Here is a 20,603-nt window from a genome sequence, read left to right as displayed (position 1 = left end):
GAGATTTGAATCCAGGGGGATGTCGACCACGTCGGCGCCGCTCTCCGGTCGTATGCGCCATTCGCTGGGGCTTGCGAGCCGGCCAGCGTCACTGAGCCACCACCGCGGATTTGCCGCTGAGCGCACCCCTTGCTCCGTCCTCCTCGGGCTTGACCCGAGGATCCACGTCGGGCCTCCATGGGCAGTAGGCATGGATCCCAGGCTCAAGGCCTGGGATGACGGAAGTTGGGGTGGTACTTCGGCAAATCCGTCGTCGACGCGGGGTAGAGCAATCCGACACCATTGTGTCGTGCAGGCTCGATTTTAAACTGGCGCGAGAGCCAAAATCAGTTCTTGATCACCCCCTGGCAGATCATTTATCACTACCGCAAATCCAAGCTGCGAAATTTGAATCCAGGGGTGATGTCGACCACGTCGGCGCCGCCCGGTCGATGCGCCATTCGTCCAGGTTTGTGAACCGGGTAGCGTCGTTGCGCGGCTGCCGTGGATTGCCACAGCGCTCACCTCTTGCTCCGTCCTCCTCGGGCTTGACCCGAGGATCCACCTCCATCAGCGGCGGCATGGATCCCAGGCAAGGACTGGGATGACGGAGATTGGAGGGCCGTTCCACAAGACGCCGACTGTCAGCGTCATGCGGCCGTGTCGGCAGGACATCCACCCCCCACAAGGAGAACTGCAATGGACCCTTCGATTGCTCCGGCCTCGCGGGCCGCGGTGGTGACGCCGAACGATAGTGCTATTGTCGGCGCGCGTGCGCTTTATATCGGCACGACGGGCGATGTGGCCATTGCGCCGCGCCGCGATATGGATCCGGTCGTTTTCAGAAACGTGCCGGCCGGCACCATCCTGCCGGTTCACGCGGCGATCGTGGCGCTGACCGGGACCACGGCATCCAACATCGTCGCGCTGTTCTGAGCTTTCCACCCGATGGGCAGGCCGACCAAGTTCACCCAGGCGCTGGCGGAGAAAATCTGCGAGCGCATCGCCGACAGGGAAAGCCTGCGATCGATCTGCCGGGATGAGGATATGCCGGCGAAATCGACGGTACTCTCCTGGCTCGCCGATGACGGCAAGGCGGCGTTTCGGGCACGTTATGCGCTGGCGCGCGAGATCCTCGCCGACGGCTTCGTCGACGAGCTGGTCGAGATCGCCGACGACCGCAGCAATGACTGGATCGAGAAGAAGAACGCCGCCGGCGAAACCACCGGCTGGCAGGAAAATGGCGAGGCGATAAGGCGGTCGCAGCTGCGCATCGCCACCCGGCAATGGGTGGCCGAGAAGCTGAAACCGAAGAAATACGGCGCCAAGGTCGAGCCCGAACAGGGCGTCACCGGCGAAGTCTCGCAACTGCTGGAAGATATCAATGGTCGGACGCGCGGACTTCCAAACGGCGGTTGACCAGTTTTCCGACTGGCGCTGGCGGCTGAACAATCTCTACTGGATCACCGATAAATCGGGCAAACGCGTCAGGTTCGAAATGAACTGGACGCAGATGACCTTCTTCGAGCAGATGCATTATCTGAATGTGCTGCTGAAGGCCCGCCAGCTCGGCCTCACCACCTTCATCCAGATCTTCATGCTCGATGCCTGCGTCTTCAATCGGGATATCAGGGCCGGCACGATCGCCCATACGCTGGGCGACGTGCAGACGATCTTCCGGGACAAGATCAAATATCCCTATGACAATCTGCCGGATGCTATCCGCAACGCCGTGCCTGTCGTCAGGGCCAACCAGACCGAACTGCTGCTTGCCAACAATTCCAGCATCCGCGTCGGCACCTCGCTGCGCTCGGGCACGCTGCAATATCTGCATATTTCCGAATATGGAAAGCTTTGCGCCAAATATCCCGAGAAGGCGCGGGAAGTCCGCACCGGTGCCTTGAATACCGTGCAGGCCGGCCAGCTGGTCTTCGTCGAAAGCACGGCGGAGGGCCAGGAAGGGCATTTCTATTCGCTCTGCGAGGATGGCCAGGTCAAGCAGCGCCAATCGGCGAAGCTGACCGAACTGGACTTCAAGTTCCATTTCTTCCCCTGGTGGAAAGAGCCGCAATATGCGATCGCGCCCCAAGGCGTCATCATCACCGATGCTTTCGCAAAGTATTTTCGCAATCTGGCCGACCAGGGCATCAGGCTGACCGACGGGCAGAAGGCCTGGTACGTCAAGAAGGCCGAAACCCAGCTCGGCGACATGAAGCGCGAGTATCCCTCGACGCCGGCCGAAGCCTTCGAGGCGAGCGTCGAGGGCGCCTATTATGCCGATCAGATGGCGGTGGCCGACGCCGAGGAGCGCATCGGGGTTTTCCCGCATGTGGAAGGCTATCCCGTCCACACCATTTCCGACATCGGCATGGACGATACCAACAGCGTCTGGCTGTTTCAGGTGCTGCCCGGCCGCGTCAGGATGATCGGCTATTTCGAGCATACCGGCACCGGCATGGACGGCATGCTCGACGAGCTGGCGCGGCGTGGCGCCGACCATGGTTATGTCTACGGCGTGCACAACATGCCGCATGACATCAAGGTCAGGGAATGGACGCGCGGTGGCATGACCCGCATCGAAATCATGCTGAAAGAGGTCAAGGCGCGCGGTCTCGGCACGGTCCGCAAGGTCGAGCGCGCCTATGTCCACGACCGCATCAACGGCACGCGGCGGATTCTGGCAAAGGTCGAATTCGATCAGGCCGGCTGCATCGACGGCATTAAGTGCCTCAGGAACTACCGCAAGGACTGGGACGGGGATCTCGGCGTCTTCCGCGACGAGCCGCTGCACAACTGGGCCTCGCACGGCGCCGACGCTTTCGGGGGGCTGGCGATCATCTTCACCGGACTGGCGCCTGAACCCTTGAAACCCGAGCCCAAGGCGCTGCCGACATTCCAGACGATGACCTTCAACGAATTTGCCGATTCCACCCCGAGACAGAGCGAGCGTGTTTGATGGAAGACGAAACAACGGCTTCGGAGGGCGGGCAGCGTTTTGATCCGGCCAAGGTCGGCGCCCGCTGGCAGCAGGAGCTCGAGCGCGCCCAGCGCTATTTCAAATCCTGGCATGACCGCTGCGTCAAGATCGAGAAAATCTATCTCGACCAGCAGTCGGACCAGACGAGTGCGGCCAAGCGCCGGTTTCCGATGCTTTGGGCCAATACGTCGGTGCTGCAGCCGGCCGTTTATGCCCGGGTGCCGCAGCCGGTGGTCGAGCGCCGCTTCAAGGATGCGCAGCCGGTGGCGCGCATCGCCTCGGAGCTCGTCGAACGCAATCTCGCCTATACCGGCGACGAAGCCGATATCGATTCCATCATGCGGGCGGTGCGCGACGATTTCCTGCTGTGTGCCCGCGGCACGGTGTGGCTGCGCTACGAGGCCGATTTCGAGCCGCTCGACATGGGCGTCGAGCCTTCCGCCCCGCCGGCGAATGGCGGCTTGCCCGAGGGTCTGCTCGGCGGCTTGCCCGCAGACGGCATGGGTGAGAATGGCGGCGCTCTGCCCGAGGTGATCGCCGACGAGCGTGTGTGCATCGATTATGTCCACTGGTCGGATTTCCTGCATTCGCCGGCGCGGCGCTGGAAGGATGTCACCTGGGTGGCGCGGCGCGTGCCGATGACCGACGAGGAGATGGAGAAGCGCTTCGGGCGGGACGCGATGACATCGCGGGCGGCAGAAGGTGCTGCCGGCAAAAAGGGCGAAAGCCAGGCGGAGCGCGCCGAGAATGAGGGCAAGACCCATATCTGGGAGATCTGGTGCAAGAGCGAGAACTATACCGTCTGGATCGCCGACGGCGCGGCCGTGGCGCTCGAAGTCTCGGAACCGCCGCTTGATCTGACGCATTTCTGGCCGTGCCCGCGCCCAGCCTATGGCACGATGTCGACGAGCTCGCTGATCCCGGTTCCCGACTATGTCTATTATCAGCAGCAGTGCGACGAGATCGATCTGCTGACCAAGCGCATCAACAAGCTGACCGATCAGCTGCGGCTGAAGATCTTCTATCCCTCCGGCGACGGCGCGATCTCGCCGGCGATCGAAAAGGCGATGCGGCCTGAAAACGACATGGTGATGGTGCCGATCCCGGAATGGGCTGCCTTCACCGACAAGGGTGGCTCGAAGGCGATCGTGACGCTGCCGATCGACGAGGTGCAGAAGGTGATCGTTGCCTGCATGGCGGCGCGCAAGCAGCTGATCGAGGATGTCTACCAGATCACTGGCATCTCCGACATCGTGCGCGGCGACACCCAGGCCTCGGAGACGGCGACGGCACAGCGGATCAAGAGCCAGTGGGGCTCGATCCGCATCCGCGACCGCCAGGCCGAGCTGGCGCGCTTTGCCCGCGATATCATCCGCCTTGCCGGCGAAATCATCTGCGACCAGTTCCAGCCGGAAACGCTGATGCTGGTGAGCGGCATCAAGCTTCCCACCATGGCCGAGAAGCAGCAGGTGCAGATGCAGATGCAGCAGATGCAGATGGCCGCACAGCAGGCGGCCATGCGGGCGCAGCAGATGGGCCAGCCCTCACCGCCGCCGCCCGAAATGCCGCCCCAGCTGCAACAGATGATGCAGGCGCCGACGATCGACGAGGTGGTGCAGTTGCTGCGCAACGACAGCATTCGCGGCTTCCAGATCGAGATCGAAACGGACTCGACGATCGAGCCCGACGAGGATGCCGAAAAGCAGCGCCGCATGGAATTCGTGCAGATGGTCGGCGGCTTCATGCAGCAGGCCGGCGCGATGGCGCAGCAGTCGCCGATGCTGGTGCCCGTGATGGTCGAGACGCTGCTCTTTGCCGCCCGCGGCTTCAGGGCCGGCCGCCAGCTGGAAAGCACGCTGGAGCAGGTGGGCGCCCAGCTCTCCCAATCCGCCAGCGCCCCGAAGCCGGAGCCGCAGCCTGCGCCCGGAGAGATGATCAAGCTGCAGACCGCGCAAGTGAAGGCCGGCGCCGAACAGCGCAAGGCCGAGCTTGCTGTCGCCGAGGCCGAGATCGAGCATCGCGCCACGGTGGAAAAGGCGCGCGGCGAGATGGCGGCGCAGGCGATCGACCAGATGCGCAGCGCGCAATCCCTCTATCAATAGCTGCGGGGAGAACAGCATGAGAGAACGCTATTGCCGCGTCTGCGGCGGCTGGCACGCGCTCGACCAATGGCCGCACAATTGCATGCCGGCGCAAAACCCGGCGCAATCCGATTTGCCGGCGCCGCATTTCATCAGCGACAGCATCGATATCCGGTCGATGCAGGACGGGCAGCATTACACCTCGAAAGCCAGGCTGCGTTCCGCCTACCGGGCGGCCGGCGTGGTCGAGATCGGCAATGAGAAGCCGCAGCCGGTCGAGACGCCGAAGACGGATCGAAAGGCGATCCGCAACGAATTGCGGCGCGTTCACGCCGAATATAACGCCTGAACCTGAACGGGCATCAATCCCCGAAATAGGAAACTTTCCCAATGGATATGGAAGACCTGAACGAGGCCGGCAACGGCAGCGAAGATTTTGGCGCGTCCGATGGGGCGCCGGTCAGCATCCGCGACAGCCTGAAGGCGGCGATCGATACCGTCGAGGGCAATGGACCGGGCGATATCACCGGCCAGCCGCGCGACGGCGAAAATGGCCGCTTCCTCGCCAAGGGGCAGGAGCAAGCCGCCGCCCAGCAGACATCGCAGGCACAGAGCCGAGGGCAGGGCGTTGAACAGCCTGCCGCCGGCGGCAGCCGGGTTCCGCCCGGCTGGTCGGCGGAAGCCAAGGCGCAATTTGGGAGCCTCCCCGGCGAAGTGCAGGCGGCGATCGCCAAGCGCGAACAGGAGGTCGATAACGGCTTCCGCGTCCTGCAGGATTACAAGGGGCTCGAGGAGTTCACCCCGCTCATCCGCCAGGCCGGCATGAACCATGCCGACGTCATGCGCCGGGCGATCGACTGGGAGAAGGCGCTCATCCACGATCCCGTCAACACCGTCGTTCACGTCGCCAGGATGGCCGGGGTCAATCTTCACGCCCTCGTCAATGGTCAGACGGGGGAGATCCTGCAGCGTCAGCAGCAGGCACAGCCGCAGCCGCGAACCATCAATGTCGAGGCGACGGTCGAACATGTTCTGCGGAAAAGGGACACCGAAACTCAAGTCGATGCCTTCCTTTCCGATCCGGTAAACGCGCACGCCGAAGATGTGCTTGACGACATGGTCGCCCTTATCAATGCAGGGCGGGCAACGTCGCTTCAGGACGCCTACGACGCCGCATGCTGGATGCGCCCGGACATTCGCCGGCAGTTGATCAGCCAGACTGCGGCGCCCGTCCATCCACAGCAAGCCCAGAGGGCCGCAGCGGCAGATCAAGCCCGCCGCGCCTCGCGATCCATCTCTGGTTCCTCCGCGCCGGGCCCAACCCGCGACGCGGCAAGAGGCCAGCCCACCTCCATCCGGGACTCGCTGCGCGACGCCATGCGTTTTTCGCGCGGCCAAGTCTGATCAAAGGCCAATTCTGATCAAAGGAATGATCGATGCCCATCTCGCCCAACCTTTCTGAAATCGTCACCACGACGCTGCGCAACCGCAGCGGCACGGTCGCCGACGACGTGACGAAGAACAACGGTCTTCTCACCCGTCTGAACAGCCGCGGCCGCAAGAAACCCATCTCCGGCGGCCGCACCATCGTTCAGGAACTGCAATACCAGGAAAACAGCACCTTCAAGCGCTATTCCGGTTACGATATCCTCAACGTCCAGCCCTCCGACGTCATCACCGCTGCCGAATACGACCTCAAGCAGGCCGCGGTCGCCGTCTCCATGTCGGGTCTCGAACAGCTGCAGAATTCCGGCGAGGATGCGATCCTCGATCTGCTCGAGCAGCGCATCGAAAACGCCGAAACGACGCTGAAGAACAACATCGCCCTCGATTGCTATTCCGACGGCACCGCCGATGGCGGGCGGCAGATCGGCGGCCTGCAGCTGCTGATCTCGACCTCGCCGACCTCCGGCACCGTCGGCGGCATTTCACGCGCCACCTGGGGTTTCTGGCGCAACCAGAAATTCTCGGCCTCGGCCGATGGCGGTGCGGCCGCCACCAATGCCAACATCCAGAGCTACATGAACCGGCTCTATATGTCCTGCGTTCGCGGCTCCGACGCCCCCGATCTCGTCGTCGCCGACAACAACTTCTTCCGCCTCTACTGGGAATCGCTGCAGGCGATCCAGCGCATCACCTCGGCGGACAAGGGCATGGCCGGCTTCCAGTCGCTGCAATATATGGGCGCCGACGTGATCTTCGACGGCGGCTTCGGCGGCGGCGCGCCTGTTAATCAGATGTTCTTCCTGAACACCAAGTACCTGTTCTACCGCCCGCACCGCGACCGCGACATGGCGCCGATCGGCGACGAGCGCATGAACACCAACCAGGATGCCTTCGTGCAGCTCATGGGCTTCGCCGGCAACCTCACCATGAACAACGCCTTCCTGCAGGGCGTGTTGTTCGCCTGATCGTCAACGAAAGGAAAAGCAAATGTCGGTCCGGCGTCAGCACGACGCTCCTCACCGGCTATACCATCGTCAAATGCATCGGCGTCGTGCTGACCGATGGAAGCTCGAACATTCGGCCGTTTGTCCTGTATCCGCGTGACGAATATACCTTCCTGACGCCGGTAAAAGATGCTGTCGGTGCCGCTATCTCTACGACCTCGACGCTTCTGGCGCTGACAGTGCCAAATGGGCTGAAAATGAAAGCCAAACTGCGTTTCGAGTTCTCATCGTCGGCAACGACTAACGCAGCTCTGCTATCCGACCCTGCACAAGGTGCGCTTGTTGCCGGCGCCGGCAACGATGGCGCCAACGTCGGCACTATCCAGGTAGCAAGCGGTTTCGCGGTGGGATCGCAGGAGATATGGACAAATACAAGTCGGCAAATTCGCATGACATTGGGCGGCTCTACCGGCAGCATCTGGATCTGGAACGATGGCTTCCATTTCCCTTGCGGAAGGAGCTCTTGAATAAGCTCCACACCTGTGTTTGACATGCTGCCATCACGCCAGGAGTAAAAATGGCACAGGTCGACAAGGCATCATATCGCAATCGAGGCGGCGTAATCCAGCGGCTCGTCACTGCTTATAAGCGCTTCCGCTACTTCACCGCGGCCGGCGAAAGTCTCGTGGTGAAGCGCAGCGCTGAGTTCCGCCTGGTCGGTCATGCCGTCCTTGAAGTCGGCGATAACGTCACCATCCAAGATCAGTCGTTCTTTCAACTTACAATGCCAGAGCCCAAAGTCTTCATCGGCAACAACACCGTAATCGGCCGGCGCAACATCATCACGGCGAAGAACCGGATATCAATCGGCAATGATGTCCTGATCGGCTCTGATGTACAGATCATCGATCACGGCCACGGCATGAGGCGCGATACGCCGATCAGGCTTCAGAAGGCTGAGATCGGCACAGTTGAGATCGGTAACGATGTCTGGATAGGCGCCGGAGCGAAGATCCTGATGAACGTTAAAATCGGCAATGGCGCCGTGATCGGAGCGAACGCCGTTGTGATAAGCGATATCCCGGAATATGCAATCGCTGTCGGTTCGCCGGCAAGGGTTGTCAAATATCGTGAATAGCGGTCAGACACGGCTCGTCCGATCGCGCTGACATTCCATCTTGTGACACAGCCAGAACGCGGCTGCGAAGATCACCGCTAAAAGCGCGGTTCATATTACCTCCGACGAAATCACCAACGGAGGCGATGGAATCAGAGAACGCGTAAAAATGGAATCCTCAAACCGGTTCCGCGTTCGATGACTCGCTTTAGTGTCCTTTTCGTTAGACGGGACACCCCCCGCACCATTGAAACGTCAACTCGCACCCGTCTCCACCCAGAGCCGCGCGCCCACGACACTCATCACAACCCGGAGCCCACCCATGCTCGTCCATAACTGGCGCGCAGTGCTGAAGCACGCCTGGTCCATCCGCCTGATGGTGCTGGCGCTGCTCTGCATCGTCCTCGAGCCCGTCATCAATTTCGTCGCCGCGACCTGGGTGTCCGGCAACCTCTACATCCAGCTCGCCATGTCGGCGGCGACAGGGCTTTTCGCCGTTGCGGCGATCGCCGCCCGCATTTTCGTCCAGCAGACAATCTCAGGAGATCTGAATGGCAAACCGCCTGCAGAAGGGTAGTGCCGCCGCGGCGATGGCTGTGGCGCTGGTCGGCTCGTTTGAGGGATTGCGCCAGAATGCCTATCCCGATCCGGCCACGAAGGGGCAGCCGTGGACGATCTGTTATGGCAGCACCAATGGCGTCAAACCCGGCGACCGCAAGACGGTGGAAGAATGCAAGGCGCTGTTGGCGCTGGAGCTCAAGACCTATGCGAGCGGCGTCGAAAGCTGTGTGCGCGTGCCGCTGCCGGATGCGCGCTTGGTGGCGCTGACCTCCTTCGCCTATAATGTCGGCGTCAAGACGGCCTGCGGCTCGAGCGCGGTCAGGCTGATCAACCAGGGCAGGACGGCCGAGGGCTGCGAGGCGCTTTTGAAGTGGAATCGCGCCGCCGGCATCGTCTTTCCTGGCCTGACCAGGCGCCGGCAGAAAGAGCGCCAGTTCTGCCTGGAGGGCATCTGATGTTCTCCCTGCTCGACACCCTCAAGATGGGCGCCGGCATCGCCGCCGGCGTGGTGCTCTATCATCTCTATGCCGTTGCGATCGGCTATCCCTCGGCGGCCCGGGAGGCACGGGCCGGCTATGTGCTGCTGGCCGAGAAGGCTGCGGCCGATGCGCGGGCGGCCGAGATGGAGCGCCAGCGCAACGCGGCGTCGCTTGCCACCGAAGAGCACCGCAAGCGCCTGCTGGCCGCAGAAGCGGCCGAGCAGGCGGCCAGAGACACACTCGAAATCGAGATCCAATCCTATGAACGTCAGCTTTCGGAAAAGAACCGCGCTTGCGCTGTCACTGCTGCTGATCGTCAGTGGCTGCTCCGCCACTGAGCGGCTGAACAGGGCTTCGGTGATGAAGGGGCAGGCGGCGGCCGGCATCACTCTGCCGCCCTTGCCAGACGATCTCCGCCGGCAGGAAGCGCATGCGCCCGTCGCGGAAGGCGAGCCCGTCATCGCCATCCTCGCCCGCGAGCGCCAGGCGCTCGACCGCGCCAATGCCCGCCAGGGGCGCAGCGTGCAATTTTATGACGACCTCGCCAGCAGATTTGGACCACGCCGATGATCAATGCCATCTCGCTTGCCCTTGTTCATCCGATGCCGAGCGGCAGGGGTAGCAGCATCGTCGATGCCGACCGTTACCTCTTCTTCGCGACCCGCAACCGTATGGCTTCGGGGTCGATTGCCACCGCCATATCAGGGGCGAACTATATCTGCGCGAAGATCGTTGTGACGACGCCCCAATACAAGACGCGGACCTTTCGTTTTCACCTTCCTGGCTTTGCCGGAACCGAGGGCGGCAACTCGCCGCAGGAAACCGTCGTCACCGGCACCATCGGAGCGCCAGGAAATTCCGTGATTGTCGACGGCTTCTATATGCGGGTCGCCGGGACTTTCCACCAACTGCAGTTTTCGGCGTCGAACACGGTGACTGTGGCGGACCAGACGAACGGAGCTTGGACCGACGCCATTACGATTCCAGACGTTCCCGCAGAAAGCGAAATCGAGCTTTGGCTGTTTTACCATACTGCCGTTGGTGAAAAGGTGTGGCCTGTTTACCGCATCCAGAAGCACCGCGGCGAACGTGTGTGGGGTGCGAGCGACAATGCATCTCTCCTGGCGTTCATGTCCGACCCGCTTGCCGACAGCACCGCCGCGCTCGACACCGGCTACGCGACGCAAACGCAGCCGCAATATTATGGTCCAGATTTCATGGTCGCGAAGGGCGATTGGGACGGCAGGCCGGTTGCCCTGGTATTCTGCGACAGCCTGGGTGAGGCTCGCCAGGAATTCAGCGCCGCCGCCGACGCTCGCGGCAATCTCGGCTGGCTTCGCCGCTACCTCGACAAGGCCGGCGGCATAGGTCGCATTCCGCATTTGATGGTCGGCTATCCCGGGGCCAAGTCCAGCTTGGAATATACCGGCTCCGGCTCGACCATTGCCACCCGCCGCCGGGACATCATCCGCGAAATCATCGCTTTCAACGGCGGCAAATGGCCGATGACTGTTGCGGCCAATCAAATGGGGCAAAACGACGTTTCCACGTCTTACAACACCTGGTTCAACACAAATTACCGGTCGTTTGTTACGCGCGTCCGGGCTGAATATTCCGGCATTCGGATTGTTGCCCTGCCTCCCCTCGGGCGCACGGACATTCAGAAAACGATCACCTTGACGTCGGTCGATACGGTGGCGACCGGCACCATCGCGTCGACCAGCGGCCTCGTCAGCGGTCAGACCGTGAGCATCACCGGGGCGACGCCGGCCGCCTACAACGGAAACGTCGTCATCACCGTGACTGGGACCACCACGTTTACCTACACCTTCGCCGGCGGCACGTCGCCGGCAACCGGAACCATTCGCTTGGGAGAGCTGGGGCTCAACGTCGATTTCCAGGCGTTTTCCGCTAACCAGACTTGGCCGTCCGATGGCACAGACGCTTCCGGCAAGTGGCGTCTCCGGGATGACATTCTGGCGAAAACGTCTTCCTGCTGCGACGCGACGATAGACACATATGCGGCTTGGGTGTCGCCGTCCAGGGGCGGATGCTGGCCTGGTATGATGGAGTTGCCGAGCACCACGTTGACAGTGCAGGCCGGCACGGATGGCGTGGCCACCTACAGTTCGATCGATGTGGCAGACGCCAGCATTTTCCGACCGGAGCAGACGATCAGCATCTATTCCGGCCCTGATGGCATAGCGCGGTTGAGCACCCAAGTCATCGCCAGCATCGCCGCCAACGTCATCACCTACCAAAGCACCAGCGCGGTGGTGATGCCCGTTGGGTCTGTGGTTCGTCCGGCGGCGGCGATCGGCGAGAACACGCCGGCGTCGATGGTGCATCCTCAGCCGATCATGATCGACCGTGTCGCGAACGGCATTTCACAATCTGAAAAGACGAAATTCGCAATTTAGAGGCATCAACATGAACACATCCGAATTCGACCCGCGCCTGCACCAGCAAATGGGGGAACTCCTTGCCGAGGTCCGCAATCTCCGTGACGCCTTCCGGCAGTCAGAGATAAAATCGGACAACAACCGGTCGCAGATGCATGGCCGGCTTGATTTGCTCGTCGACCGGGTCGCCAAGGTCGAAGGCACCGTCTCGGCCGTGCAAGAGGATATCTCTGAAATGCGGCCGGTGACCGACGACGTGCGCAGATGGAAACTGATGGGGCTCGGCGCGCTCGGGATCGTCGGGGTCGGCGGCACGGCGTTGGGCGTCAGTCTCGCCGGCGTATTCGATCAGGTGATGAAGTACCTGCACCGGTGAAGAGCTTTACCGGCATTGGCAATCCCGGATGCCATCGATGACAAAATCGGACCTCCTAAATTTTAGACTTCTCTAACGAACAAATCCGCGCCCTGCTGGTTCTCCTCTCAGGAGGAAACAGTCATGAAGAGCATGAACGATCGCCAAGTTCGCATTCCCGGTCCGCGGGAGCATGATGTTGCAGAACATTGCCGCAAGTTCGGGATTGGTCCGGCTGAGGAGAAGAAGCTGAAGAAACTTCTCGGCTCCCACGCGCCGCTTCATGAGATCCGGGCCAATGCTCCGCCGCGCCAGCCGCGCTGGCGCTAGCGGCGGCGGCGCTTGACCTATGATCATTCACGCCGCGTTACGGCGATGATTTAAAGATTGAGCGGGCGGAGTAGAGACCGCGAAGGTGAGGGACAGAAATCCCGTTGCCGGACTTGCGGGATGACCGATCTCCGGCTTACGCCGCTCCTACCAGCAGAAAACCCCGCTCCGGCGGGGTTTTGTCGGCACCATGATGGAGCTCTGTGTTTTTTCAGGCGGCGGGGGCATACCAGTCTAACGATTGGAATGTAACGGGAACAATTCCCGCTTGTTGCCCCGGCAGATATGCCCGAGCGCCGGCTCATTTTCAGCCCCGCACCCGCGGGAACTTCCGACAAATACCGGCGTTGTGGCCGACGGACCGTGCAGCAGGCTTCGTCTCCTGTGCCATTGCTGCTACCCCTGCAGTTGCTGTGCGGTCCACTGACCATCTGGGTGATTTCAGATGCGATTGCGCCAGACTGCGCGCCCGCCGCGGCTCGTGACGCGATGCGAGCCGGGAAAGAGAACAGGATGATTTTAGGCCGGCCCGGCCTAAAATCATCCTGCTCTATGAAAGAGTGAGACCATGATTTCGTCCGAAAGCGCCCACTTCTTTCGGCATCGGTTCTAATGCCGCTGCCGCGACAGCATGAGAATGTAGTCGTCGGCGATATCGGCAACCACCATGGCGGCTTCCGCAGGCTGATATCCCTTGCAGACCGCGTCACTGACGATTTTCATGACGGCCGATTCAAGCGCTTCCCGGCAGTCGGACAGGCTGTCGACATGCGGGCGTTTTGCCCGAAATTCCAACACGTTGTTCATGACATACCTCCATTTGATCTTGCTCGGGCCGATGCCTGGAAGCCGGTCTCTCCGCTTGGAGGGCGGGCCAGGGGTTCCGGCGAGCTGCTTCAGGAACCAGAATGTTACCCTGGAGACAGGATGGCATAGGGCCTGCTGTATTCAAGCGCATGCTGATATTAAGGTAAGCCAGTAGGGTTAATTCGCCCGCCGATGTTGCATCGTGGCATCGCAGGCAGATAAAGCGCGTCGCATCGAACTGGGTTCATGCGACGCGCTTCCGCGTCCTGATCAGGCGCTGATGCGCCGGCCGGCCTTGTCTGCCTCTTTGCGATTGGCGCCGTATTTTTCGATGATGCCCCTGGCATCCTCGTTGGAAATGCGGTGTTTCTTGGCGAAATAGATGACGTCGTAGGGACCGTCGGTGGCAGTGGCTTTTTTGTCATTGGTCATGATTTTTCCTTTCATGGAAATGCTGGCTCGAATGTCGCGTCGTGTCAGGACGCGCGAGCATCGTCTCGGGGCGCGTGAGGTTGAGAGAGTCGGCGTCAGGTCAACGTCAGCCGGATCGGCCTCGTTCCGTATTACCGATGAGATCGGGCTATCGTATGTTTTTCCCAGATCTCTGTTGCCTGAGCTGCGGTGCCGGTCTCGTGGAATCGCAGCAGGTGAAACCCTTCCGCCCTGCGCTGTTCATCGAAGGCGCTGTTTTCATAGTCGGAGCCTTCGACGATGCTCTCGCTGTGAAGAACGGCCTTCAGTTCCTGCACGAAGTGTCCGGTGATGTTGAAAAGCGCGTCGTTCTGAGGTGCCTGGTTCATCGTTTTCCCTATGGGTGGTCGCGTGCGATTAAACGCGCAGTGCTGGTTCAGCAGCCGCGTTGGTAAAATGCATCAAGCAATCCGCGCCCCTATGGGAAGGCTGGTATCGGACAGCGCTCAGCCGTGTCTGTCTGGAGTTCCATATATGGGGCGGCAACGCCGCCCTGCGAATCAAGGGTAAGGCGTGGCCAATCTCAAGGCTGCACCTTAAACCACTTGCCTTCCCGACACCATGTTAATTGAGATGCCGAAGAATATGGACGGGCCAGCGTCTTCGCTTTCCGAGTTCAAGGCAAGCGATCCGGGTTCCCACCAAAACGGTTGCTTCTGCAGGAGCGACCAGGCATGGATACGTTCGTCATGCCGGGACGGCGTATCGGTCAACTCATCGTAGATCCCCTGGACAAGAACGCTCTTCCAGGTGCGGTTCTCGCCGAATTCTTCAACCTGAACACAGGCCGGCGAATTGGCCCGCAGCAGATCGATCTTCAGGCCCGGCATGGAAAACATGAAAAGCCGATCTTTCTCATACGCATACTGGATCGGAACGATATAGGGATATTTGTCGCCGAGGCACGCCAGGTGGCCACGGCTGTGGCCTGCCAGAAAGGCGAGGCAGTCTCGTTCAGCCATATCTCGCAGTTGCATCGCGTTATCCAATCCCGTCGGCGTTACAGCCCTTCGTTTGATCGGCAGCAAAGCGTCATGGCTCGCCGCAACAATCTTGCAGCGCCTACCAAAAGACATCCTTGAAGATGATGTAGACGATAAAGGCCACACTGACTGCGGGTGTCGATTTCACCAGGAAGTCGATGTACCGGAACCTGCCGATAGACTGGGCCAGGCTTTTCCAAGAATGGATGCTTACCATGGAAGACATGATGTCCTCCTTCTGTTGGGGCTGGGGTCTCTCACTACCCAGGAAGCAGCGCCCGTTCACAAACTGCCGCTATAGCAAATATGGGCGCCCATCAACTGCACTACAAGGCGTCGGGGATTGCCGGTGCGGCAGAACGATCACACAACTGCGCACGATTGCACAGGGCGGCGCCGGCGTGCCACGATGGCTGGGCGCGCCCGGACAAGATGGGGCCTTTACCTCAACCATCGCTTCGATCAGTTTCAGGCGATCGAGTTTTCGCCGTTGATCGTCGTAGAGCCTGTCCAACAGCTCGTAGGCCAATGCTGAAGGTCTGCCTTTGAGCGACAGTTTTCTGATTACCATTTCCTGCTGGGCAATGCGGTGCGCCGCTTTCACGATATGGCAGCGTGCCAGCTTCAGGTCTTTCGGGTGGTATCGTGTGGAAACCATAGGCTTTGCCCCCTGTCCCAGTTCGCCGCGCGTTCCAGCGATCAGCGGAAGTCTTCGGCCTTGAGCGTGAAGTTGTTTCCGCGTCGATGCTGATAAGCTCTCGACGCGGCTTCCTGAATGGAAGAGCGCGCAGCATCGAAGGCATTCAGGTATTCGGCTTCGGAAGAATTCCGGGTGATCGCACCGCCGAGTTCTGCTTCTTCGACCAAAAACCTCACCTCGAACATACCATCATATCCGGTGAAACGGACAGCTTTTCTCGCTTCGTCGAAGCTCCGACTTCTGTTGGGAAAGATAAGTGCCATTGCGGTTGATCCTTGGAAGTGAGTGCGGCCGGCCGATTCAATGGATGGTCTCGACGATGACCCGGTTATCCAGCAAAGCTTGTGACGTCTTGATCAAGCGTACCGTGCCGGTGATGACCTCGTCGGAATAAAGAGGGTCGGCGCGGGAAATTTCGTCCGTCATATCGCGCAGGACTCTGTTTTTTTCCAGGAGAGGCGGCGCGAATTCCACCAATCCGCCGGCGGCCAGCCCGTGGGTCAGGCGTGCGATCGCCGCTCTCAGGTGATCTATGAGAGCACGCCTTTCCGAAACCGAAAGAGCCGACGGCTTTCTGAGGGTCGCTTCACCGTTAAACCGCATGATGCGTATCCTCCTCTCTCTAAAATGGGTTCCGCGACGGCGTTATCAATGGCTGCCGCCGAATGAGGTTGCGGTCAGGTGGCAAAGGGCGCAAGCTGATCTATCGGCGGGCACGATACGGGCACCGCTGCTTGGGGCGTGAACCCTAGCCCCAACGAAGGAGGACTGAATGTCTTCCACACCTGATCCGTTTTTCGATGTGACCAATTTGAGAATGCTGGAGCGCATTCTCCGAAAAGCCGGATTCCGCGGCGGCGAAACTTACGCGGTTGATATCAGCGAGATCAGCGCGACGAGTTTCCTCATTCATTGTTTCCAAATGGGAATCGTCGATGAGGCCGCGCTGAAATCGGCTCTGAAAATGTATCTCGCAACCCAGTTAAGCTCGGGCCCGCTTCCTCCGGTCGACGACGCTTCCTTTGCGAGATGGCAGGATGATGGCGGCGCTCCGGCGAAGGCCTATCGCATTGCCCGGTATACGGCGCCGAGGCGTGCGAACGCATGGCAACGGCCGCTCGGTTACCGCTTTCCAAAAACCAGGCTGCCCGAGCGATAACCGGCGAACGCGGCCGAAGGCGGTCACGCAGCAGCGGTGATGACACAACGAACAAGGATGAAGACATGTCCCGGAATCGCGCCGATCAAATGGACGGCGCCAGGAAAGGCGAAATCGTCGCCTCCGCCCAGAAGAGCGCAACGTCAAGCCCGACCGCAGACGATCTGATAACCCAGGCTCGTCGTGCCCGCTCCCCGTCAGCGGAGCAGGGGATCGATAACGCTGATAGCCAAGCCTATGGTGTGGCGCGGACACACAAGGGTCCGTTCGACAATGCGACGGCATTCAGCGATCCGATCTACGAGCATGATCTCCCGACGCGGCAGCAATTGGAGGCTGCCCAACGCAGCCAATCCGATGCGATAAAACAGCAAGAGGCAAACCGCCAAAGGGGCAGATCCCGCACCCGCGCAAAGAAGACGAAGCTGACATCCCCCGAATGAAATGGAAGCAGGAGCGGACGCTCCTGTATGAACTTCTTCGCTGACGGAGCGGAGCGCGGTTCGAAGGCGCTGCACTCCGGCCGGTCGAAAAGCCCGCTTTTGCGGGCTTCTCCTTCCCAACGCGATCGCTCTCAGGCCGCTGCAAAAGGCACGGCGACGAAGGTCTTGCTGCCGGACGCGGCCGCCTCAGGCCGCGGTGAATGGCACGGCGACGAAGGTCTTATTGCCGTCGCGTTCGACGAGCAGCAGCACCGATTTGCGGCCTGATTTGCCGGCGTCGGCAATCGCCGCCTTGGCGTCGCGGGTGTTGTGGACCGGCCGGTCGTTGACCGAGACGATCACGTCGCCCGGCTGGATGCCGGCGGCAGCCGCCGACTTGTCCGGATTGACGCTGGCGACCACCGCGCCGCTGACGGCGCGCGGCAGGTTGAGTTGCTGGCGCAGGTCGGGTGTCAGATCGGCAAGGCCGATGCCGAGGCTCGGCTGGCCGCTGCTCTGGCCTTGAGTGTCGGGGCTTTCGGCGGCGGCCTGTTTCTGGCCGTCCTCATTGCCGCCGACGGTGACGTTGAGATCGATCGTCTTGCCGTCGCGCCAGACACCGAGGGATTTTTTGGCGCCCGGCGACAGGTCGGCCACCAGCCGCGACAGATCCTTCGGCGTCTTGACGGTCTCGCCGCCGACCGCTGTGATGATATCGCCCGGCTTCACGCCGGCATGCGCCGCCGGCGTATCGGCGGTGACGGCGGCAACCAGCGCCCCGCCAGTCTTATCGAGGCCGACGGCATCGGCGACTTCCCGGGTGACCGGCTGGATCTGCACGCCGAGATAACCGTGATCGATCGAGCCGTCCTTCTCAAGCTTGGCGACGATCGCTTTGGCCTCGTCGGAAGGAATGGCGAAACCGACGCCGACGCTGCCGCCGTTCGGCGAATAGATCGCGGTGTTGATGCCGACCACATTGCCGCTGCGGTCGACGAGCGGCCCGCCGGAATTGCCGTGGTTGATCGGCGCGTCGATCTGGATGAAGTCGTCATAGGGGCCGCTGTGCAGGTCGCGGCCGCGCGCCGAGACGATGCCCGCCGTCACCGTGGTGCCGATGCCGAAAGGATTGCCGATCGCCAGGATCTGGTCGCCGAGCTTCAGCCGGTCGGAATCGCCCCAGGCAATGGTCTGCAGCGGTTTCGGCGCCTCAATCTTGACGACGGCGACATCGGATTTCGGGTCGGTGCCGATCAGCTTGGCCGGCAGTTCGGTGCCGTCGTCGAGCGTTACCTTGATGTCGACGGCATTGTCGATGACATGGTTGTTGGTGACGATCACGCCGTCCGGGCTGATGATGAAGCCGGAGCCGAGCGCCATGGCCTGCTGCGAAGGCCTGTTTTTCGGGACCTGGCGCGGCAGCGGGATGCCCTGATCCTCGAAGAACTGGCGGAACTGCTCGTCCATCGGTGAATCCTGCTCTCCGGCGCTGACATCGGTCGCCTTCATCGTCGTGGTGATGGTGACGACGGCAGGCTTGTCGGCGTCGACGATCGACGCGAAGGAGCCGCTGGCTGCGAGGACGCCGCCGGTATCCGAAGGTGCTGCAATGGCGTTGGAGGCGTTGATGGCGAACGGCAGGCATGCCGCGCCGGCGATGATGGCGGCTCCGACCAGGGCTGCGGCGCGATGTTTGCGGAGGATGTGTGACATGATGATGGTCCTTGGATGGGCGCTTGCGGGAGCGTTGGCTTGGGATGGCGTCGGGTTTCCCCCTGGACCTGGCGTCGGATGGCGTTTGGCGGCAATTCTCTCGTCGCAGCGCAGTCGTTGGGTGCGGCCGGGCGAAAAGAAGAATTCGCGCTCGGGATTCATATGATTGCGGCCCGCGGATTTACAAATTAAATATTGATCATGTTTATATTGCCGATTTGTAAGACATTACTGGAATTTAATCTTCGTTTCCGTTCGAAAGTAAATGCACCTCTTCCCGAAGGCGGTGATCCGGCCGCCCGGCACGCCCGTATGTCACGTCAGACGATCCAGCGGCTCTTCCCGCCGGTTAATTCCCAGATTTTGGTGCTAATTTAAAACGTTAGTAGACTCTAAATTATTTCTTCTTCAGAAAGTAAGGGGCCTCGAATCGAGGGCAGGTGAGTCTCGCAGGCAGCATTTGAGGGGCAATGACCAATTCAGTGGGGCCGGGGCGGAAGGCCAGGCGCGGCACGCAGGTGAAACTGAGCGATGTTGCGAAAAAGGTGGGCGTCAGCCCCATCACCATCTCGCGCGCGCTTCGCAATCCTCAGATCGTCTCGGAGGATCTTCGCGAGGTGATCCTGCGCACGGTCGGCGAGATGGGCTATATCCCCAATCTTGCCGCCCGGGCGCTGGCCGGCCGCCACAACGGCGTCGTCGGCGTCATCACCCCCGCCTTGCACCAGTACGGCTTCACCGGCCTGATGATCGGGATCGAGGAACGCTTCCGCGACACCGAATTCACCGTGCAATATTCCAATACGCTGCGTCATGCCGAGGGCGAGGCCGGCCTGCTGAAATCCTTCCTGACGCAGAAACCGGCCGGCGTCATCATCGTCGGCGCCGAATCCTATCGTAATCTTCTGCCGCTGATCGACAGCGCCGCCTGTCCGATCGCCCATATCACCGATCTCAGCCAGGAGCCGCAAACGCTGGTCGTCGGCCTCGATCATTATACGGCAGGCGTCGAACCCACCCGTTTCCTGTTGTCGAGGGGCTATAAGCGGATCGCTTTCATGGGCCGCGGCGCCGATGTCCGCTCGCGCCGCCGCATCGAAGGCTATGAGGCGGTGATGCGGGAAGCCGGGCATTTCGACCCCGATCTCATCATTGGCGGCGAGGCGGCAAGCCGCACCGGCCTCGGCAGGGAGCTGTTTTCCCGCCTGTTGCAGCGCGTGCCCGATGTCGATGCCGTCTTTGCCCAGAGCGACGAACTGGCGCTCGGCGTCCTCATCGAATGCAAGGAGCGCGGCATCCGCGTGCCGGAGGATCTCGGCATCTGCGGCTTCAACGATCTGGAATTTTCGGCCTTCATCGAACCGTCGCTGACGACGGTGCACATCCCGCGCTACGATATCGGCTACCGCGTCGCCGACATGCTGCTGCGCGCCGTCCGCGACGAGCCCCCCGACGAAGACAAGGCCGACCTCGGCTTCTCCATCATCGCGCGCGGTTCGACGCGGTAAGGCGGTATGATCTGCCGAGCTGAGGGGCTGCCCACATCTTATCACGGGATCAATCAGCCCTACAGCCACCAGCCACACGGCACCACGATCAGCCCTCATCCTGAGAGCCTGTGAATGTTTGCTGGCGGCGGCGATTGGATTGTGATTCTGTTGGGTCGTTGATTTGCCT

Annotated in this window: 27 protein-coding genes and 1 pseudogene; 19 read left to right on the top strand and 9 right to left on the bottom strand. The window is 61.2% G+C overall.

All coding sequences use genetic code 11. The features are described from left to right. The first annotated feature begins 678 nt into the window (after nt 1–678). The 16 genes and pseudogenes from CO667_RS15710 to CO667_RS15635 all read left to right on the top strand — a co-directional run bounded on the left by CO667_RS15710 (nt 679) and on the right by CO667_RS15635 (nt 12,671). Nucleotides 679–915 (top strand): hypothetical protein, encoded by a 237-nt coding sequence (locus tag CO667_RS15710; protein WP_097619250.1) that lies wholly within the window; start codon nt 679–681, stop codon nt 913–915. A gap of 12 nt (nt 916–927) precedes the next feature. Next, nucleotides 928–1,398 (top strand): terminase small subunit protein, encoded by a 471-nt coding sequence (locus tag CO667_RS15705; protein WP_097619249.1) that lies wholly within the window; start codon nt 928–930, stop codon nt 1,396–1,398. Beyond that, nucleotides 1,364–2,935 (top strand): terminase, encoded by a 1,572-nt coding sequence (locus tag CO667_RS15700; RefSeq protein WP_097619248.1) that lies wholly within the window; start codon nt 1,364–1,366, stop codon nt 2,933–2,935. The genes CO667_RS15705 and CO667_RS15700 overlap by 35 nt, the downstream gene beginning before the upstream one ends. Then, entirely contained in the window at nt 2,935–5,058 is a 2,124-nt protein-coding gene (locus tag CO667_RS15695; protein ID WP_097619247.1) for a hypothetical protein, read from the top strand. Before CO667_RS15700 ends, CO667_RS15695 begins: the two co-directional genes overlap by 1 nt. 16 nt (nt 5,059–5,074) lie before the next feature. After that, nucleotides 5,075–5,386 (top strand): hypothetical protein, encoded by a 312-nt coding sequence (locus CO667_RS15690; protein ID WP_097619246.1) that lies wholly within the window; start codon nt 5,075–5,077, stop codon nt 5,384–5,386. Between the two features lie 41 nt (nt 5,387–5,427). Beyond that, nucleotides 5,428–6,441, top strand: coding sequence for a hypothetical protein (locus CO667_RS15685; protein ID WP_097619245.1), 1,014 nt, complete (start codon nt 5,428–5,430; stop codon nt 6,439–6,441). Between the two features lie 32 nt (nt 6,442–6,473). Further along, nucleotides 6,474–7,448, top strand: coding sequence for a phage major capsid protein (locus CO667_RS15680; protein ID WP_097619244.1), 975 nt, complete (start codon nt 6,474–6,476; stop codon nt 7,446–7,448). 32 nt (nt 7,449–7,480) lie between these two features. Further along, nucleotides 7,481–7,954 (top strand): annotated as a pseudogene (locus CO667_RS15675) (hypothetical protein); the annotation flags it as partial. Between the two features lie 50 nt (nt 7,955–8,004). Further along, complete coding sequence (locus CO667_RS15670; RefSeq protein WP_097619243.1) at nt 8,005–8,565, top strand: acyltransferase; 561 nt, start codon at nt 8,005–8,007, stop codon at nt 8,563–8,565. Nucleotides 8,566–8,866: 301 nt separating this feature from the next. Continuing rightward, nucleotides 8,867–9,121: a hypothetical protein gene (locus CO667_RS15665; RefSeq protein ID WP_097619242.1), complete on the top strand. Its 255-nt coding sequence runs from the start codon at nt 8,867–8,869 to the stop codon at nt 9,119–9,121. Continuing rightward, nucleotides 9,096–9,560, top strand: coding sequence for a lysozyme (locus CO667_RS15660; protein WP_097619241.1), 465 nt, complete (start codon nt 9,096–9,098; stop codon nt 9,558–9,560). Before CO667_RS15665 ends, CO667_RS15660 begins: the two co-directional genes overlap by 26 nt. Further along, entirely contained in the window at nt 9,560–9,922 is a 363-nt protein-coding gene (locus CO667_RS15655) for a hypothetical protein (RefSeq protein ID WP_097619240.1), read from the top strand. Before CO667_RS15660 ends, CO667_RS15655 begins: the two co-directional genes overlap by 1 nt. 19 nt (nt 9,923–9,941) lie before the next feature. Beyond that, entirely contained in the window at nt 9,942–10,154 is a 213-nt protein-coding gene (locus tag CO667_RS15650) for a hypothetical protein (RefSeq protein ID WP_097619239.1), read from the top strand. Next, complete coding sequence (locus tag CO667_RS15645; RefSeq protein ID WP_097619238.1) at nt 10,151–12,004, top strand: hypothetical protein; 1,854 nt, start codon at nt 10,151–10,153, stop codon at nt 12,002–12,004. The genes CO667_RS15650 and CO667_RS15645 overlap by 4 nt, the downstream gene beginning before the upstream one ends. Before the next feature lie 10 nt (nt 12,005–12,014). Continuing rightward, nucleotides 12,015–12,362 carry a DUF1515 family protein gene (locus tag CO667_RS15640; RefSeq protein WP_097619237.1) on the top strand — a complete coding sequence of 116 codons (348 nt, stop codon included), beginning with the start codon at nt 12,015–12,017 and terminating at the stop codon, nt 12,360–12,362. Between the two features lie 123 nt (nt 12,363–12,485). Further along, nucleotides 12,486–12,671, top strand: coding sequence for a hypothetical protein (locus tag CO667_RS15635; RefSeq protein WP_097619236.1), 186 nt, complete (start codon nt 12,486–12,488; stop codon nt 12,669–12,671). Nucleotides 12,672–13,280: 609 nt separating this feature from the next. Here the strand turns inward: CO667_RS15635 and CO667_RS15630 are convergent. From CO667_RS15630 to CO667_RS15600, 8 genes are all read right to left on the bottom strand, one after another. After that, complete coding sequence (locus CO667_RS15630) at nt 13,281–13,478, bottom strand: hypothetical protein (RefSeq protein ID WP_097619235.1); 198 nt, start codon at nt 13,476–13,478, stop codon at nt 13,281–13,283. A gap of 270 nt (nt 13,479–13,748) precedes the next feature. Then, nucleotides 13,749–13,910, bottom strand: coding sequence for a DUF3606 domain-containing protein (locus CO667_RS15625; RefSeq protein WP_097619234.1), 162 nt, complete (start codon nt 13,908–13,910; stop codon nt 13,749–13,751). Nucleotides 13,911–14,041: 131 nt separating this feature from the next. Further along, on the bottom strand, nt 14,042–14,278 hold the full coding sequence (locus tag CO667_RS15620; RefSeq protein ID WP_097619233.1) for a hypothetical protein: 237 nt from the start codon (nt 14,276–14,278) through the stop codon (nt 14,042–14,044). A gap of 207 nt (nt 14,279–14,485) precedes the next feature. Continuing rightward, complete coding sequence (locus CO667_RS15615; RefSeq protein ID WP_097619232.1) at nt 14,486–14,926, bottom strand: pyridoxamine 5'-phosphate oxidase family protein; 441 nt, start codon at nt 14,924–14,926, stop codon at nt 14,486–14,488. A gap of 85 nt (nt 14,927–15,011) precedes the next feature. Further along, complete coding sequence (locus CO667_RS35410; protein WP_179874153.1) at nt 15,012–15,158, bottom strand: hypothetical protein; 147 nt, start codon at nt 15,156–15,158, stop codon at nt 15,012–15,014. Nucleotides 15,159–15,227: 69 nt separating this feature from the next. Next, nucleotides 15,228–15,590 carry a hypothetical protein gene (locus tag CO667_RS15610; protein WP_097619231.1) on the bottom strand — a complete coding sequence of 121 codons (363 nt, stop codon included), beginning with the start codon at nt 15,588–15,590 and terminating at the stop codon, nt 15,228–15,230. 41 nt (nt 15,591–15,631) lie between these two features. Continuing rightward, nucleotides 15,632–15,895 (bottom strand): DUF1488 domain-containing protein, encoded by a 264-nt coding sequence (locus CO667_RS15605; RefSeq protein WP_097619230.1) that lies wholly within the window; start codon nt 15,893–15,895, stop codon nt 15,632–15,634. A gap of 37 nt (nt 15,896–15,932) precedes the next feature. Further along, on the bottom strand, nt 15,933–16,235 hold the full coding sequence (locus tag CO667_RS15600; protein WP_097619229.1) for a hypothetical protein: 303 nt from the start codon (nt 16,233–16,235) through the stop codon (nt 15,933–15,935). Nucleotides 16,236–16,404: 169 nt separating this feature from the next. Here CO667_RS15600 and CO667_RS15595 point away from each other — a divergent pair, with 169 nt between their 5' ends. Then, the gene (locus CO667_RS15595; protein WP_097619228.1) at nt 16,405–16,791 is read left to right on the top strand and encodes a hypothetical protein; all 387 of its coding nucleotides are present in this window, start codon (nt 16,405–16,407) and stop codon (nt 16,789–16,791) included. 65 nt (nt 16,792–16,856) lie between these two features. Beyond that, entirely contained in the window at nt 16,857–17,234 is a 378-nt protein-coding gene (locus CO667_RS15590; RefSeq protein ID WP_097619227.1) for a hypothetical protein, read from the top strand. A 186-nt stretch (nt 17,235–17,420) separates the two neighbouring features. Here CO667_RS15590 and CO667_RS15585 read toward each other — a convergent pair whose 3' ends face one another. Continuing rightward, entirely contained in the window at nt 17,421–18,926 is a 1,506-nt protein-coding gene (locus CO667_RS15585; protein ID WP_097619431.1) for a DegQ family serine endoprotease, read from the bottom strand. Nucleotides 18,927–19,396: 470 nt separating this feature from the next. On the opposite strand from CO667_RS15585, the gene CO667_RS15580 reads away from it, so the two are divergent. After that, nucleotides 19,397–20,434: a LacI family DNA-binding transcriptional regulator gene (locus tag CO667_RS15580; RefSeq protein WP_097619226.1), complete on the top strand. Its 1,038-nt coding sequence runs from the start codon at nt 19,397–19,399 to the stop codon at nt 20,432–20,434. Nucleotides 20,435–20,603 lie beyond the last annotated feature (169 nt).

Origin of the sequence: Rhizobium sp. L43 (genome assembly GCF_002531725.1) — a bacterium.
Lineage (GTDB): Bacteria > Pseudomonadota > Alphaproteobacteria > Rhizobiales > Rhizobiaceae > Rhizobium.
Note: the sequence above shows the minus strand (reverse complement) of the source record. Positions and strands in the feature narration are given on the sequence as shown.